The organism is Leptothoe spongobia TAU-MAC 1115 (assembly GCF_018739885.1).
Lineage (GTDB): Bacteria > Cyanobacteriota > Cyanobacteriia > Phormidesmidales > Phormidesmidaceae > Leptothoe > Leptothoe spongobia.
Genome location: NZ_JADOES010000020.1, coordinates 45,320 through 61,686, shown reverse-complemented (window position 1 = coordinate 61,686; position 16,367 = coordinate 45,320). Strand labels below are relative to the sequence as shown.

At 46.0% G+C, this 16,367-nt stretch carries 12 protein-coding genes and 1 pseudogene; 5 read left to right on the top strand and 8 right to left on the bottom strand.

The genetic code is table 11. The features are described 5' to 3' along the window. Positions 1-158: 158 nt before the first annotated feature. The gene (locus IXB50_RS22120; RefSeq protein ID WP_246564436.1) at positions 159-968 is read left to right on the top strand and encodes a YHS domain-containing (seleno)protein; all 810 of its coding nucleotides are present in this window, start codon (positions 159-161) and stop codon (positions 966-968) included. 645 nt (positions 969-1,613) lie between these two features. Here IXB50_RS22120 and IXB50_RS11740 read toward each other — a convergent pair. The 3 genes from IXB50_RS11740 to IXB50_RS11730 all read right to left on the bottom strand — a co-directional run bounded on the left by IXB50_RS11740 (position 1,614) and on the right by IXB50_RS11730 (position 7,176). Beyond that, on the bottom strand, positions 1,614-5,684 hold the full coding sequence (locus IXB50_RS11740; RefSeq protein WP_215609154.1) for an NACHT domain-containing protein: 4,071 nt from the start codon (positions 5,682-5,684) through the stop codon (positions 1,614-1,616). Positions 5,685-5,701: 17 nt separating this feature from the next. Further along, entirely contained in the window at positions 5,702-6,097 is a 396-nt protein-coding gene (locus IXB50_RS11735) for a DUF6375 family protein (protein WP_215609153.1), read from the bottom strand. A 143-nt stretch (positions 6,098-6,240) separates the two neighbouring features. Further along, a complete protein-coding gene (locus IXB50_RS11730; RefSeq protein ID WP_215609152.1) occupies positions 6,241-7,176 on the bottom strand; it encodes a radical SAM protein in 936 nt (311 codons plus the stop codon). A 189-nt stretch (positions 7,177-7,365) separates the two neighbouring features. On the opposite strand from IXB50_RS11730, the pseudogene IXB50_RS11725 reads away from it, so the two are divergent. The 3 genes and pseudogenes from IXB50_RS11725 (at position 7,366) to IXB50_RS11715 (ending at position 8,801) form a co-directional block, all read left to right on the top strand. Then, positions 7,366-7,604 (top strand): annotated as a pseudogene (locus IXB50_RS11725) (DUF2283 domain-containing protein). A 64-nt stretch (positions 7,605-7,668) separates the two neighbouring features. Further along, a complete protein-coding gene (locus IXB50_RS11720) occupies positions 7,669-7,992 on the top strand; it encodes a nucleotidyltransferase domain-containing protein (protein ID WP_215609151.1) in 324 nt (107 codons plus the stop codon). A gap of 134 nt (positions 7,993-8,126) precedes the next feature. Continuing rightward, positions 8,127-8,801, top strand: a complete 675-nt coding sequence (locus tag IXB50_RS11715; RefSeq protein ID WP_215609150.1) for a Uma2 family endonuclease — start codon at positions 8,127-8,129, stop codon at positions 8,799-8,801. A 79-nt stretch (positions 8,802-8,880) separates the two neighbouring features. Here IXB50_RS11715 and IXB50_RS11710 read toward each other — a convergent pair whose 3' ends face one another. From IXB50_RS11710 to IXB50_RS11690, 5 genes are all read right to left on the bottom strand, one after another. Next, a complete protein-coding gene (locus IXB50_RS11710) occupies positions 8,881-9,915 on the bottom strand; it encodes a GDP-D-glucose phosphorylase 1 family protein (protein ID WP_215609149.1) in 1,035 nt (344 codons plus the stop codon). 12 nt (positions 9,916-9,927) lie between these two features. Then, a complete protein-coding gene (locus IXB50_RS11705; RefSeq protein ID WP_215609148.1) occupies positions 9,928-10,956 on the bottom strand; it encodes a threonine aldolase family protein in 1,029 nt (342 codons plus the stop codon). Between the two features lie 32 nt (positions 10,957-10,988). Continuing rightward, entirely contained in the window at positions 10,989-11,414 is a 426-nt protein-coding gene (locus IXB50_RS11700; RefSeq protein ID WP_215609147.1) for a thiol-disulfide oxidoreductase DCC family protein, read from the bottom strand. A 45-nt stretch (positions 11,415-11,459) separates the two neighbouring features. Continuing rightward, positions 11,460-13,688, bottom strand: a complete 2,229-nt coding sequence (locus tag IXB50_RS11695; RefSeq protein WP_215609146.1) for a GAF domain-containing hybrid sensor histidine kinase/response regulator — start codon at positions 13,686-13,688, stop codon at positions 11,460-11,462. Positions 13,689-13,929: 241 nt separating this feature from the next. After that, on the bottom strand, positions 13,930-15,309 hold the full coding sequence (locus IXB50_RS11690) for a (Fe-S)-binding protein (RefSeq protein WP_215609145.1): 1,380 nt from the start codon (positions 15,307-15,309) through the stop codon (positions 13,930-13,932). A gap of 228 nt (positions 15,310-15,537) precedes the next feature. Here IXB50_RS11690 and IXB50_RS11685 point away from each other — a divergent pair, with 228 nt between their 5' ends. Then, positions 15,538-16,359 carry an acyl-CoA desaturase gene (locus IXB50_RS11685; protein ID WP_215609144.1) on the top strand — a complete coding sequence of 274 codons (822 nt, stop codon included), beginning with the start codon at positions 15,538-15,540 and terminating at the stop codon, positions 16,357-16,359. Positions 16,360-16,367 lie beyond the last annotated feature (8 nt).

The following is a 16,367-nucleotide window of genomic DNA, read 5'->3' as shown; positions in this document are numbered from 1 at the left end:
CAGCACTCCCATGGGTTTCCATGGGAAATACTCATCGAAAACTGATAAAAGCTAATGGTCAGTTCAGCAAAATCTCAGGTTTGCAAAAAGAGTTGATGTCAAGATAGCCATGGTGCCGTCACGTCAATCATTTTAGCCCTCAAAACCCATTAATTTCCATGAAAATTACCTATCTTTCAACGCTTGTTGCGGCTTCGATCGTTAGCTTTACTACTGTAATTGGCGCTACTCAGTTCACCAGTGCTCAGGCCAATCCCTGTGCGGCTAACCCCTGTGCGTCAGCTATTGTTAATCCCTGTGCGGCTAACCCTTGCGCGGCTAACCCCTGTGCGGCTAACCCTTGCGCGGCTAACCCCTGTGCCGCCGCGAATCCTTGTGCTGCAGATCCTTGCGCTGCAGATCCTTGCGCCGCTGCTGCGAATCCCTGTGCTGCGAATCCTTGTGCTGCTGCCGCTAACCCCTGTGCGGCTAACCCCTGTGCGGCTAACCCCTGTGCGGCTAACCCCTGTGCGGCTGCGACACAATCAGAAGTGGGTATTCCAGTAGTATTTTCTGATCCTCAAGCGGGCGACAATCTGGCGATTCGCGGATATGACCCAGTTGCCTATTTTACCGAAGGTGCACCGGTAGAAGGTAGCGGCGACTATGAGCATGACTGGAATGGGGTTACCTGGCGTTTTTCTACTGCTGCTAACAAAGAATTGTTTGCTAGCAATCCTGAGGCCTATGCTCCCCAGTATGGTGGCTACTGTGCAAAAGCATTGAGTGAAGGAAATATTGCTTCGACCGTCCCCGAAGCTTGGGATATTGTTGACGGTAAGCTTTACCTCAACTACAGTTTGGATGTTCAACAACAGTGGAAAGGAGATGTGCCTGGTAACATTTCCAAGGCCGATGCAAAATGGCCCAGCATTTTAGATACATCAACCGTGGTTTATTACGACACTGTTGGCGCTGTGTATTTTTAAGATTGCATCAGATTTAAGATATTAGGGTGGCTAATCCTGTCAGGGTATTGCATGGACATTGTGATTCCTGCATAGGCAATCGTTACCATCTTATAAACATCATTGTTATGCCATGGTCGTATGGGCTTGTTGTGTCCGTAAGACCATGGCATATTTGTACGGAGCAAGAATTGGCTTTACGTCGAGACTCTACGTCGGCGCTTGAAGAAGACTCGTGTTCCTCGTGTGGCTACGGCCACCCATGACAAATTATCGAAGGGGGTAAGCATTATGGCCATCTTGAGGTTAACCTTGAGCGCCAGGGAGAGAATACTGCAGTCACCTTTACGCCGGTGTATAGCTTCCCGCTACTTGACAGCAACTACAATGTGTTAGGCACTGAGCGCCGTGTGTACAGCGATGAGATTTCATTATTGTACACGTCAGAAGGAACTGTTGCTCCAGTGCCTGAACCAATTGTAGTGTCTGCGCTGGCATTATTTGGCCTGTCTGCACTAGGGCTTAGAAAGCGTTTTAACTAAGACTTAGAACCAGCCAATCAGCTGCAGTAAAAAACAAGCAAAGGTATGGTTTAAAGCCTGCTTTTGCTTGTTTTAATTTTGTTCAATTTATTCCCTACACCAGGTTGTTTCTTTCCCACGTGCTTTATGTGTAAAGTTTTACGAAACTGTATACTTTGTAAGCTGGATTTGAGTTACTCGGATTATCAAGAAAATCGTTAATCTTATCATAAGAGCATTCTCTTTCGCCCCAGACTGCCCAAATAAGAGCAAGTTGATTTGCTTCGAGAAAGTCTCTAAGAAGTTGCTCTTTCATATAAAAAAGATGTTGACTGTTTCTTAAATCATCTTGACCACTAGCAAGGTTATAAGTTATCTTTTCACTTTGGTTGGTAAATAAATCAAGTGTCTGAGGCTGATCAATTAGTTCCAAAGTATGGATAAGCTCCTTGGCTAAAGTAGCACCATAAACATTATTATTGGCAGCACTACGCTCAGATGCCCATCGAAAGTCACAAACGGGGATTAATGCACTGTATGTGATTACATGTGGCTCATTATCTTCTTCTACATCGAACGAAAATTTGCTAAGGCCCTCACCACAAAATGCCTCACTCCATGAAATTTCTCCCGAAAATGTAGATTCAGCAGATGGTTTTTCAGGTAACCATCTACCACCTAGATTTTGTTTAGATAAATGCTGAATGAAAGAATCAGCTTCATCAGATAAGACTAGGAAACTTCGAATAAAACAAAATATACTACGGCCAAGTTTTTTGTTTTCTTGGGATATGTAGCCATCTAACATAATCCACGGCCCAACTTCATTGTTAATTTCTTCTAATTGAAGATAAGGCTGTATGTCAGGTAATGGTCCATTAAGGATCCATTCCTTTGTTTTTATATCAGGTCTGCCAAGAAAATCTGTTTGTATAATCGAAGTCTCTGATACGGGTTCTGGAAAACTTGGGTCAATATCAAGAGTCCATGTCCAATCACGTTCAGCTGATTTATCAATCTTTCCTAAATCGTGTAATAATCCAGACATTTCAAAAAATCCGATCCAGGAATATTTTTTTCCATAGCGTTCAGTCTTTTTAAAGTCATTTCGTGAGCTAAGCCAGCGATTTTGGTTCTCTATGGAATCCTCAATATTCTTAAACTTTTCACTAGACCATCCAAGCTGCTCAATCCGCCAAAGAATTTTTGCCCTGATTTTGGCATACTCATCATGTTTAAAGTCATAGTTCATACGACCTGACACTAAGCTTCCAAGGGTATAATTTTCGAAATCCATTCTGAATGGTGATTCTGACCGAGCAACCATTCCATAAGATGATTCGCTTTCGCCCCAATTAGATAGATCTCCTCCTGAATAGGGAGGCTGACTTCTTTGTAATTCTTCGGAAGAGAAGAGATTAGGAACGTGAAAGTATGCCATTTCTATAATGCGCCTTGCATACTCTCTTATTAAGGAATGTGTGGTACTAAATGCCGCATCTTCTATAAAGATAGAGGTGTAGATATTTCGTGCAAAGGCCGGTAATACTTCAGTAGTGAAAACCTGATCATTGAAATCAACATGCTTTGCCATGGCCACTCCATAGCTGGCTGCAAGCATTCGCTCTGGGACATATGGATCATTGATTTCAAGTGATTCTAAGCACTGTGCGAAAAATGTTTTAGGATCTCCTCGTCCAAACCAATATAGTGTGCGAGTTGTAAGATCACGAAGTTCTCGATCTGTAGAAGTCAAAAACCACATAAACCATTTCGCTTGGAGGTGATCAACCGTAGTTCGTTGATCAAGATTTTGTTTCCATTTCTCTTCTTTTAACAGCAAATCCTCAAGTCTCTTTATCCGAGTTGTTCTAATCCATTCGTCCCAAAGAATATCTCGTTTAGAAACTGACATTTCTCGAAAGGTCGCATCCAAGAAATTAGCGTTAAGTGGATGGTGTTCTATGGCACGGGGTGCTTGCAGTCTAGAAAATAGAACATGTCTGTTTTCAGGAGACTCATTTAAGAGATTTATTAGAGCTGCTATCGTATCTTTGTCTAAAAACTCTACATCTATTTCAGTAGCCCATATAATGGCACGTTTTTTTAGCGAACCTGAAATCTCTTTCCAAATCTGCTTCCCTTTAGTTCGACGTGGAGCAAGTGTAACTAGAGATCTGAATATATCAAATGCTAGTTCGTGGCTAGTATCACCATCAAATAACTCTGAACTATTATTCAGCCATGTAAACGATGTGTCCTGAGCATGCTTCTGAAGAAGAGCATTAGCAACAATGTATCCACCCAGAGCATCATAGGTCGGAGTTATCACATATGTATCTGCAACAGATGGATTCTTGAAAAGAATTCCCTCTTGTGCCAAAAGATTGACAATGCGGCTATCCCATTGCCGTGAGTCATCGGATACTATACGACAAAAATCTGCCTCATTAATGTCACGCTTGCGGCACTTCCATAACTCAAGTCCAAGTTTATAAATTGCATTGTGAACCTCATTTTCCCTGTAACTATAGCTGAGGTTGGTCATCTGTGAGATTCGTTCAGCAGCATTAGCAATATACTTTTCAAATAGGGGAGAAAGCGATGTTAAAAAATGATCAACCTTGACTTCAGACTCTCGCTTCGGATTAGTAACTTCGCAAAAAATCCTCAAGGTTAATGGGTGTTGCAAGAAACCTTCAGGTATAACTGCATCTCCGGAAGTAATTTTGTAGTAGCGAAAATATTTTTTGATCGCCTCTTCAGTATTACTACCAAATCCTTCACTTTCAATTTTCCTAATGCCATGAGGAAGGGCTATGTGTGCAAAAGACTCTCTCGTTTCAGTATATGACTCTTGCTGTCCAATGTTTTTTTCTCTTTTTCGTTCTCCAGTCCTTAATGTACAAACAACTAAGACATTAGGAAATCGCTTTACAAGCTCACTCAGTGAAGCTAGTTCAGGTTTCCAATCTTTCGGATTCTCGGCTTCGTTAAGCCCATCAATCAGGACCGGTAGGCGACAGCATGCACGTTTAGCGACTGCATCTACTGCTGCCAGCAAGCCTTCCATACTAGGCGCAGGAAAACCATTGATTACTATCTTTCTTGCGAGATCATCAAGCGATTGTCCTTTGTGAAGATTGCGACCATGGAGAAAAATACCAGCAGGTCGATTCTCTTGAGGAACTGTTAACTGCGCAGCCATCTGAGTCTTGCCACCCCCTGCATCAGCTAGAATCGCGACCAAACCAACTCCAAGGAATTCCTCAGCCTCGTCAAGAAGCTCTTGCGCTATAAACATGTCATCTAGCGCATTAGTAGCATATAGTGCCGCAGAATGATTTGCAGATCGTAAGTGTCTAGGAGTTGAACGAACTTCTAAATCAATTAAAGCTTTGCGTTCTGTTAGTTTCTGCTGGATGATCTCAAGATCGCCAGATGCAAGAATCTCGCGGAAATGAATGAGGGTATCAGCAAATTCTGCACACGCATTCACAAAGGAGCTAATATAAGGTTTCAATCTGGATACAGCATCCCGTTGCTCGTTTGATATTAGATCGGCTGCATTTTTCAATTGCTTGCCTAGTTCAATTAACTGTTCCCATGAGCCTACTTCCCCCAGCATGCGACGAATCTGACGCTCAGCATCAACAGATTGATGAACAGGTTCTATCCATCGTTCTCTAATGGGTTGGATAGCTATTGTGTGAAGTTCTGTCAGGTTATGTGGCGTTAAAATCAGTTCGCCAAAGTAAGTACTCCTAAGACTTAAGCCATCACCACTTAAGTACGTCTCAAGTTCGCCCTTACTCCACAATTGGAGTTTGAATTTTGTTTTAAGAGTGTAATACCAATCCTGGTCTTTCTTGCTAAGTGTATAAGGTGTCCAGAGAATCCAATCTGTGAGATCTGGTAACACATTCTCGGTAGTTCTGAGAGATTCCTTAATATCTCTTCGACTAGTTGCTGTTAGGTCTCCTTTTTGTGTCAGTTTATGCCATTTACATTGCCATCCAAACCAACTGGATGAAGTACTTAGTGGAGAGCCATTACTAAACTCGATGTGAAATTCAACCCCAGGTTGGTTTTTCAACGCTTTAAAATGGCCAAAACGCCCAAAATGCAACCTCATAAGGTTACGACATAGAATTTCAAAGTTACAACTCTTTGAACCTGTTAGTTTGTTAAATTTTGCCCAATCTAAAGATGGCATTTCAATAGCTTGAAAATTTATTTACCTCGCCCATAATCATTATCTGGGTAATTGTGAGCTGAAAAAATCTCAATTTTTGCTCCTTTATCAATCATGAGCTTCATAAAGGCAGAAACATCTGCTTCTTCAGTAGTTAATATGAGTTTATCCTCTTCTACTCGGGTACTTTTATCGTACAAAAATTGTTCAAGTTCTGAAGGGCTAAGAGTATAGATATTTGCATCATTTAAAAGAGCGCGAACTTCATCTCCAAAACGGTTACGGTTTCTACCAACTTCGATTTTATCAACTAGCTTGTCAGCAAGATTGTCAATTATTTCTTTTGTTTGTATCGCAGCATCAGCACTCTTAAATTTCCCAATCATCACTAAATTCATCGAATGCTCAGAGCCATAGCCATACCAAACTTTCATAAATTCACCTCTTGATTACTTGTAGTTATTAAGTAGGTCGGGCTTGAAATAATTAGCTATGTTTCACTTTGTAAACTTGGGCTGAACCCTCTTTGAACATAAGATTCAGCAGGATTTACATTTTGAGACATACGTGAGCTTTTCTACCCTTGCCTACTTAGTTTATGAAGTGCTGGTATTACTCCATCCTCAAGAATCTCAACACCGCTATTATCATATGACGTTAATTTCAACATCCCTGAAGCATCTATGTGAGCAAAAGCACTCAAGCCCATTTCTGCATCAAGTGGATTACAGGTTGGTAACCCATCAGCATTACCTTCGCTGACTGTCAAAGGAACGCTTCCACAATATTGGGCTACCCATTCCTGTAATAGCCTGTAAGTATCATTGTCAATTCCTCCAGCTCCTGAAACAGCTTCTTCAGGCAACAGTAAGAATTCAGAGCATTCAAGCTCCATTGCAAGTTCAATAGCTTTATCAAGATCAGTAATGGTTTGCGAGTTAACAACAAAGTTGATCCCAAATGGGGCAATTTTACTCAACGCCTTGATGCGCTGAGTTAGCACATCAAAGGATTTTCCCCGAATAGATTCATATGTGGACTTAACTCCATCCATACTGACTCTGATGAAGTGTACATTTCCTTCGATCTTTTCAAGAAGTTGATCACTTAAGTGATGGGCATGAGTCGTCATACTAACTGCCAAGCCTGTTTTTTTAGCAGTATAGGAGCAGAGTTCTGTGAAATGAGGATACAGAGTTGGTTCTCCACCACCAAACCCTACACCAATACAACCATTAAGATCCAATGCAACAAGCCAAGCTTTTAATTGCTCAAAATCTAATACAGCGGGATGCTTGGGAGCATAGCAATGCGCACAGGCTAAATCACAGGCATTAGTTAGGGCAATAGATACCTGACGCGGGGCTACTGACCATTTACTTGAAGGTAGCTGAATTTCATCCACCAACAAATTCATGCCTGTAATTCGATTAAAAAAGTGTATTCCTGCAGATCCAACACGAACTTTTAAGTGAGAATGAGCATTACTGGCAAATTTGTCGACCGTAGTCATATATAACTCTGGCTTTATGGCTCATACTTGATTTCTAAATTTTGTGATGAAATGCTAGCAAGTAATCGTAGCGCTCAATTAAACAATACGCCTGAACTATTCAGAGTTTCTTCATTATTCGGACTTGCAAAAAAATCAGTGCGTATTTCTCGATATGCCGTGGCTCGTAGACTTTCAGGAGGTGAAAAAATATGGCCGACCGATGCTTGCTTGGTCTTTCGTTACGACCAGGAAAGCGATATTTTATAATCGGTCAATGCTCTCCCTACGTAGAGCAGGAGTCAGAGGAAATCAGTGACGCAATAGTCGCTCGACTCAACCCAAATTCTGGCGCAGTCGAAAATCTGGAAATTCTCTTCTTCTCCAAACGACTTACCGCCAATGAAAAGATAGAACTCCCTATCGAGATGGTCCCTATTGTTGACTGATTCGGATAGCTAAGCGAAGATCGAGCTGTAAAAATATAACCTGGCTCCTTTAACTTTGCCGTCTATGCAGCATCCTGAACTTACGGTGATCTTACAAAAGGTAAAGCAGTTTCTAGTATCGCTATACCAGGAGCGACTACAGGATGTGGTTTTATACGGTTCCCAGGCCCGTCAAGATAGTCAGCCTGGTTCTGACATCGATCTATTAGTGGTGCTCGATGCCCTGACCAGCCCCTACCAAGAAATTGATAAAACCAGTCAGTTCATCGCCGATCTTTGTTTGGAGTTTAATGTTGTCATCTCTCGGCATTTTGTCTCTACAGAAAAATATCAGACCGGCAGTACCCCCTTTCTCGCCAATGTCAAAAAAGAAGGCGTCTTGGTATGACCACGAAGTCATCTTTTTACCTCCACAGGCATTACGCGCTTATTATGCTGTAAAAATAAAATTTGCACTTTCTACTTGAAATAGAGTGTCCAAAGTATCGCTTATCATAGAACCTAAGCTGTCTAAATCTTCCCATGGTTCAATCTGACCTCAGAACCTATCTTCCCCCTAGCACTGAGCTACCCGACTCAGACGATATCCCAGTGGATAATGAGGACCAAAACCTAATTCCTAACGTTCTACTGTTCCTCCTCAACTTTATCTGGGCCAAACGCCAGGATTGGTACTTCGGCATAGACATGGGTATTTACCACACTACTGGGGTCCACCCACGAGTGCCTGTCGTTCCCGATGGCTTCCTCAGTCTGAATGTCGAACGTCGTAAAGATGGCCAATCTCGCCGCAGCTATGTTACCTGGGAAGAAAACGACATCGTCCCCACCCTGGCTCTAGAAATCGTCTCCTGGACACCCGGCGGGGAATACACCGAAAAACTAGAAACCTATCGCAAGCTGGGGGTACTCTATTACCTCATCTACAACCCCAACCATTGGCAGCGCGACGGACACCAACCCTTCGAACTCTATAAATTAATAGATAACACCTATCAGCTACAGCTCGGTGAACCCTTCTGGATGCCTGAAGTCAACCTAGCTATTGGTCGCTATCAAGGCGCGGCAGGCGGCATACAACAAGAACTCCTCGGCTGGTTTGATGCCCAGGGCAAACGCTACCTGACCCCCGAAGAAAAGGCCGAGCGCTTGGCTGTTAGACTACGGGAACTTGGAGAAGACCCTGACTTGCTCTAAACCCCGGAGAAATGGCCGAGGTAATACCCATCCCAGTTCTTCAGTCTTCCCCTGCCCCTTCTCCCTCTTTTTTACCAAACTATTTCCCTAGCCAGCGATCAATCACCTGCTGGGCTGGAACCACCATTTTCGCAAACGTGCTTTCAATCATTGCCACTGTCACGGTGTCATAGGCATTGCGATCCACTGTAGTAATGACACCACACATACCCAGCGCTGCAAAGCCATCTCCTGGAAATTCCGAGACAATTTCATGATCGATGTTTCTCACTACCACTAGAATGTGGTCTTTGACCATGATCAGATTGAAGGGGATAGTTTCTCGCTGTAGCCGATCAACACAGGCGAAGATTTCTGTAGCTGGTGTCTGGGTTGAAAAAACAATCGCCTGGATCGGATAGTTGTCCAGTAAACGATATCCTTTGTAATCGATAACGGTGGCTGATTCGATGGGTAAGGGATACCGATGATACAACGCCTGTAGGTGAATGTGATTGACCGATGCACCAGCATGCAGGGTGTTGAAAAAGAGGATAGTCTGGGTGAGTTGATTAAAGATTTGAATAGCGTCGTCTAAACTCTCAAATGAGAGTTGTTGGGGACTGTGGGGCAACAGATTTGGGTGTGGGCCGGTGGGTACCCATAGAAAATGTCCGTCTTGATCTAAGGGGGCAACGTTGTAGTAAGCGTGCCAGTTAGCATGGTTAAATTTAGCAGTTAGCAACGGCTCCCGGCGCAAGAGACTGATGGGATGGGTGGCATCCTGACAGTGAAACCGACAATCTTCTGGAGCGGCGGGAATATCAGGTTGGCGTCCAATGGGACGATTGCTGGCTCCTGGTCTGAGGGCACGGTAGCTATTAAACTGGCAGATGTAGCCTGTATCGCCCAATTGTTTACGTTCAGTGCCGCCCTTGATCTCATGGGATCGGGTTAGATTTTGAGCGTAGTAGGTCAGCTCTTCACCAATGGAGCGAATGCCATAGACGATCTGATCGCCTTTGCTCCAATGACCAGCAACATCATCTTTACTAGCTTCAAACAGGTTGACAATTTTCTCATCTAAAACGGCCTCCTTCCAGGCTGCGTAGAGACGAGATGTGAGGTTGGTCATGGAATGATGGGACTAATTTTCATTGAGTGCCAGTTCAACTAAGTCGGGCACTTGTTGAATCTGGGTATCGGTCACCATCAAATTGGTAACGGCTCTGATCGTATTGGGACCCACTGCCAAAACATAAACGCCTTTGAGCTTGAGACGCTCTGCCAATATTGGGGCTGGTAAGGCTAATGTTTGAAACAATACAATATTGGTCTGCACTGTTTTGAGATCGATGGTGATGCCTCGAATTGATTGTAGGCCTTTGGCCAGGGTTTGGGCATTCAGGTGGTCTTCTTTTAAATAGGGACGGTGGTGTTTAATCGCGTAGATCGCTCCGGCGGCCATCATGCCCGCTTGCCGCATACCGCCGCCAAACATCTTCCGAAACCGACGAGCGCGTTCGATAAATTCGTTGGACCCAGCCAAGGCAGAACCGACGGGAGCACCTAGACCTTTGGAAAAGCAGACGCTGACGGAGTCAAATGCTTCGACATAGTCGGCTTCAGAGGTATTGGTCGCAATGCAGGCATTCCAAAGACGAGCCCCGTCGAGGTGGAGTTTCAGTCCATTTTGCTGACAAACTTGGGCGATGGCTTCGATCTCTGAGAGGGGATAGATACTACCACCGCCACGGTTGTGGGTGTTTTCCAGACAGACCAGTTTGGTTTTGGGAAAGTGGACATCGCTGGGCCGTAGCACCTGGGCGAGATCTGCCGCCGTAAAGATGCCGCGATCGCCTTGGATCAGCCGACACATAACTCCTGACAACGCTGCTGGGCCACCGCCTTCGTAATAGTAGATGTGAGCCTGGGATTCTAGGATGACTTCGTCACCAGGTTCTGTATGGGCGCGGAGGGCAATCTGGTTGGTCATTGTCCCAGACGGCATAAAGACAGCGGCGTCCTTACCAAGTAAACCAGCGACATATCGTTCTAGTTGTTTGACGGTGGGATCATCACCCAGCACGTCGTCTCCCACCTCGGCAGTGGCAATGGCCTCTCTCATGCCCGATGTAGGCTGTGTGATGGTATCGCTTCTTAGGTCGATGGGCATGGGTCGGTGAGCATTGGATGGTGGTGAGTCGTTTATAACCGGCAAGTTTCTTGAGGCTGACAGCGCTGGTGGCGTTGGGCAATGATGGTGGCTAAATCAGGACGACCAGTGAATTGTAAACGCCAGTCAGCCCAGATGTCGTACAGTTTGTCAACTACGGGGCCAAGTATAGGCCATTGCGTTGGTGCATACATCCAGCCAATGCCTAGAATGGTATAGATTTGGCGAAATACTTCAACATTTTGGATGACCGTGCCATCGGGCAAGATGGCATGGATACGGGCCATAGCGGTTGCAAAGGAAACGTTGCCATGGGCAGCCGGATCATAATCATCAGCGGCAATGTCGATAAAAGCGACCAATCCGCGACCGTTGTCTTTGTGCTGTAAAAAATTAACCTCGCGCAGACATAGGGGGCAGTCACCGTCATAGAGGAGTTTAATTTTCCAGTCGGTCATGCGATCGCAGAATTACTGTTTCCTAATGCAGTTTAAAGCGTTTTTTCAAATTCTGCTGGTGCTACCCAACCCCCGACGGAGGGTTGACCCCCGACTGATGGAATTATCTGGATTGGAGAGACCCGTATTGGTGAATGCCTGGGCCAAATACTCGTTAATCGTACGGAGCAAATGCTCACGGTTGAAGGGTTTATAGATACAGGTATTACAGCCGACGGATAAAATCTCTTCTAACTGGGCCTCAAAGGTACTGGCCGTCAGCGCAATGATAGGTAAATGGGGATCCTGTTGTTTGATATAGGCCGTCGCATCGTAGCCATTCATCACCGGCATTTGAATATCCATCAAAATCAAGTCTGGGCGGGATACCTGCCATTGTTCAATGGCCTCTTGACCATTTTCGGCCTCACGCAGCTTAAAGCCTGCATTACCCAGGATATTGTTCAATAGCAAGCGATTGGTCGGGGCATCCTCGACCACTAAAATCTCATACTGTTTTTTGGGTAGGATGGGACACTGGGGTTGAGTATCTAGGGCAACGCCTCGCTGAGGAGACTGCTGAATAACGGTTATGGGCAGATGGATGTAGAACGTGGTCCCCTCATCCAGTTGACTGTTGCAACTAATGCTACCGGCCATGAGTTTAATCAGTCCCTGACAAATGGCTAATCCTAGCCCCACCCCATGCTCACTAGCATCGTGAGCGTTAGACAACGTGTAGGACTGGTAAAAGGGATTAAAGATTCTTCTTTGCTCGCTGGGACTAATGCCCTGACCTGTATCAGAGATTTCTAAACCCAGTCGCACCGTATCGTCTTGGTCTGGATTGCTGGGATAAATGGCATAGGCTTTTAAGCAGACTTGTCCCTTGTCGGTATATTTGATCGCATTTTCAAGCATATTGAGGACAATCTGCCGGAGCTTACTGCCATCAATACAGCTGTGGTGGGGGATATTGCGATCGCACTCCACCTGCAGCTGTAGCCCCTGTTCTTGAGCCCTGAGCTGTACCATACTGCCAGCTTCATAGAGCAACGTTTTAATATCAACGGTGCTAGGTTGCAGGCTGACATGACCATTTTCTAGCTTGGTAAATTCCAAGATATTGTTGATCAAATTCAGTAGGTGAGAGCCACTGGCATCAATAATATCCAAAGCCCGATTGTGGTCTGACGACAGCTCTGAGTCATCGGACATCAGCTGGGTAAAGCCTAAAATAGCATTAAGGGGAGTGCGCAGTTCATGGCTGATTTTGGCCAGAAATGTACTCTTGGCTCGGTTAGCCAATTCGGCAGTTTCCTTAGCCTTTTGCAATTCAACCGTGCGCTGTTTAATGCGCAGTTCCAAATCATCATAGGCATTGAACAACGCCTGCTCTGCTTGATGCCGCTTAAGTTCTGCAGCGGACCGCGCCGCAAACACCTGTACAAATGATTTTGCCAGCTCAGGATCCTCCAACGGCCCCATGTGGAGAAGACTCAGCGTACCGATGACGTTTTCTTCATCATCCAGCAGAGGGGCACTCAGACAGGCAGTCGCCTCTAAGTTCTCTAAAGGATGGCCCGATGGCAGGTCCAGCGCTAGACAATACTGTACCTTGCCAGTTTCTATCGCTTGGGCACAGGGGGTATCCGCAGCAGAGAAGGTAATATTGTCTCGAAAATCGTCACCATGCCACATAGCCAGGGTTTTCATCTCCAGCGAATCTAGATTGAGCCGTTCGGCAACGACAACATTTCGCACATTGAGAATCATCGCCAGACTGACCACCAAGGTGGAAAAATAGTCTGATCCAGTGGCCACCGAGGTGGAGCTAACTAGACCGTAAAAGGCGGTTTGGGCATCGCGACGCCGGTAAATTTCAGTTTTGAGCTTTTTGTTGACAGCAGCAAGTTCTGAGGGGCTTTTGAGGGTCAGCAACTCAGGCAGACGGGCAATCAGCTCAACGGCTGTATAAACAGCAATTAGGGCCGTCAACCCCCGAATCATAACAGCTAGACCATAGGTGGGATACCAAATGGCCCATACATCCAATAAATAACCAGTCCCACAGAGGGCAATAAACGCTCCCAACAGCCAGAACACTCGCTCGGAAGTAAAATCACGATAACGTTTGTAGGTAAAGTAGAGCGCTAGGGGGATTGAAAAATAAGCTAGGGCAATCACCAGACTGCTAATCACATGCAGAATAACCAATGACATCTGCCACTGATCGCAGTACGGGGAGGGGCTATATTCGCTGAGAGAGAGAATCGTTTGCAGAAGATTACCCATTTAACTCAGATTGTTCTACTGCATGAGTGATTGGTTGCCCTGAATTGTCATCGTGTGTGCGGAATTGATCAAAATGGAAGATGCTAAGCAGAAGGAAACCATTCGATAAGCAAGCATTTGACTTATCCCCTTTACTTAAAATACTTTTAAGTTATTTACACTAATAAGTACTTATTACTTAACGTCTAATCCGAAAATTTTATTAGATTTAGTCCTAAGCTATGGACATAGACGTTGATATTTACCCCAGTTGTTCCCCAGAGATAGAACGGTCCAGAAGTTCTATGGGATGCATTAGCGGTACGGTTTGACCTTGTTGGAGTAAGTGTTTTTGAATCTGTAGGGCACAACCTGGATTGGAAGACGCGATCAGCGTTGCTCCAGTGTTGACCAGATTGGTGACTTTCATTTGGCCCAGTTCGTTGGCCACATCAGGCTGCAACATGTTGTATACACCAGCACTGCCGCAGCATAGTTCAGCATCGATAGGTTCGGCGATGGTCACTCCAGGGATTTGTCGCAACAGCTGGCGAGGGGCCTGGGTAATACCTTGGCCGTGGCGTAGGTGACAGGCATCTTGATATACCAGCTTGAGGGGCTGCTCCGTTAGGGCAGAGAGTTCTGAGGTGAGGCCGACTTCGGCAAGAAACTCTTGGACATCACGGACCTGATTGCTAAAGGCAACGGCTTTGTCGCGGTAAGCAGGGTCATCCTGCAAAATATGGCCGTAGTCCTTGAGGGTATGGCCACAGCCAGCGGCATTGATAATAATGTAGTCCACGGCTGTGTCCTCAAAGCTGTCGATCATCTGACGGGCAAGGGCCTGAGCCTGGTCGGTTTCTCCCTGGTGAGCGGGTAGCGCAGAGCAGCATCCCTGGCTTTTGGGAATGACCACTTCACAGCCATTGGCGCTGAGGACACGGGCCGTGGCTTCGTTAACCTGGGAGAAAAACACTCGCTGTACACAGCCAAGGATCATGCCGACTCGATAGCGTTTGGTGCCTTGGGCAGGCACGGTCTCGGCCAGATTATCCTGGAAGCATTGGGGGGTGACCGTAGGCAGAATGGACTCCATAGCCGCCAGTTGGGGTGCCCAGCGATCAAGCAGCCCTGTGCCGCGCACTAGTTTGGAGACGCCGAGCCACTGATAAAGGGCAAGGGGACTGAGCAACAGGCGAATGCGATCGGGATAGGGAAATAGGGAAAAAATCAGCTGCCGTAGCAGGCGGACTGGGAGAGGGCGCTGGTGATTACGATTGACCTGCGATCGCACCGAATCAATCAAGCGGTCATACTGGACCCCCGATGGGCAAGCGGTCGTACAGGCCAAACACCCCAAGCATGACTCAAAGTGACTCACTGCCGCTGGCGTTAAGGGCACCTCCTGCTGATTGATGGCATCCATCAGATAAATGCGCCCCCGAGGCGAGTCATTCTCTTTGCCAATTACCCGATAGCTGGGACAGGTCGTTAGACAAAAACCACAGTGGACACAGGCATTAATCAGCGACTGATCTGGAGGGTCATGGGCATCAAAGCCGCCAGTAAAGTCGCCAGTGTTGGAGTCTAGGCCAGTATCAAGTTTGAGAGTCGTGGCCGTGGAAGAATCTGACGTCTGCATTCAGTGAAAATAAGCACGCTACTGTTAGCTTATCGCTTTCGTTATCTTGCCAAAGCTTAAAACTACGTGGGTGCATTGAATAAGCCAATAGAGCAAATTAAAGATACCCCCTATAAGTTCTGCCCGTACCTGTGTTTTCAACTGGCTACAGCCAGGGTGGAATAAGACGAATATGTTAGTCTGCCTAAAGGGAATAAACCCTCAATAATTCTTATTAGGTACTTTCTTTTGGTAACTACAGCAGCTCTGCCTAGCCCCCGGCTACGCTGGTCGGTGACGGTTTCAACGATCATTCTTCATTTACTTGCCCTCCTAGCGCTGCTGCCAAGCAACTTTAGTTGGACCGCTGTAGGTGTGGCTGTTTCTTTACACGCAATTACCCAAGGTCTCGGTATTTCCCTAGGGTTTCATCGCTTAGCAAGTCATCGTAGTTTACGGGTGCCTCTGTGGTTAGAGCACATTTTTATTCTGCTTGGTACCCTTGCCTTTCAAGGGGGTGTCTATGGTTGGGTCGGCTATCACCGCCTGCACCACATGCATACCGACCAAGAACTTGATCCCCACAGTGCTAGCAAAGGGTTTTGGTGGAGCCACATTAATTGGTTGATGCATACGGTGCCCACCCATTCCCTGCTACCCCGCATGACCAAAGATATTCGGGACGATAAGTTCTACCAGTTTTGCCACAATCAGTACATCGGTCTTCAGGTTGCTTTAGCTTTGGGGCTGTTCCTATTGGGCGGCATGCCATTTCTAGTTTGGGGAGTGTTTGTCCGACTGCTAGTGAGCTTCCACGGGACCTGCTTTGTCAATAGCGCTTGCCATCAGTTTGGCTATCGCCCCACCAATACAGACGATATGTCTACCAACTGCTGGTGGGTGGCTGTTCTGACCTACGGTGAAGGCTGGCACAATAATCACCACGCCTGTCAGTCCTCGGCTTGTTTTCAGAAGAACTGGTGGGAAATTGACCCGGTGTGGGGGGTGATTCGTGTGCTAAAGGCGGTCGGTCTAGCGGAGAAGGTGAAGACAGCGAGCGCGAAGGCTTGAGTGCCATT

What these genes read in the sequence shown, in the direction of transcription:
- IXB50_RS22120 (WP_246564436.1), top strand. Translation starts at nt 159, where the DNA reads ATGAAAATTACCTATCTTTCAACGCTTGTTGCGGCTTCGATCGTTAGC.
- IXB50_RS11740 (WP_215609154.1), bottom strand. Translation starts at nt 5,684, where the DNA reads ATGCCATCTTTAGATTGGGCAAAATTTAACAAACTAACAGGTTCAAAG.
- IXB50_RS11735 (WP_215609153.1), bottom strand. Translation starts at nt 6,097, where the DNA reads ATGAAAGTTTGGTATGGCTATGGCTCTGAGCATTCGATGAATTTAGTG.
- IXB50_RS11730 (WP_215609152.1), bottom strand. Translation starts at nt 7,176, where the DNA reads ATGACTACGGTCGACAAATTTGCCAGTAATGCTCATTCTCACTTAAAA.
- IXB50_RS11720 (WP_215609151.1), top strand. Translation starts at nt 7,669, where the DNA reads ATGCAGCATCCTGAACTTACGGTGATCTTACAAAAGGTAAAGCAGTTT.
- IXB50_RS11715 (WP_215609150.1), top strand. Translation starts at nt 8,127, where the DNA reads ATGGTTCAATCTGACCTCAGAACCTATCTTCCCCCTAGCACTGAGCTA.
- IXB50_RS11710 (WP_215609149.1), bottom strand. Translation starts at nt 9,915, where the DNA reads ATGACCAACCTCACATCTCGTCTCTACGCAGCCTGGAAGGAGGCCGTT.
- IXB50_RS11705 (WP_215609148.1), bottom strand. Translation starts at nt 10,956, where the DNA reads ATGCCCATCGACCTAAGAAGCGATACCATCACACAGCCTACATCGGGC.
- IXB50_RS11700 (WP_215609147.1), bottom strand. Translation starts at nt 11,414, where the DNA reads ATGACCGACTGGAAAATTAAACTCCTCTATGACGGTGACTGCCCCCTA.
- IXB50_RS11695 (WP_215609146.1), bottom strand. Translation starts at nt 13,688, where the DNA reads ATGGGTAATCTTCTGCAAACGATTCTCTCTCTCAGCGAATATAGCCCC.
- IXB50_RS11690 (WP_215609145.1), bottom strand. Translation starts at nt 15,309, where the DNA reads ATGCAGACGTCAGATTCTTCCACGGCCACGACTCTCAAACTTGATACT.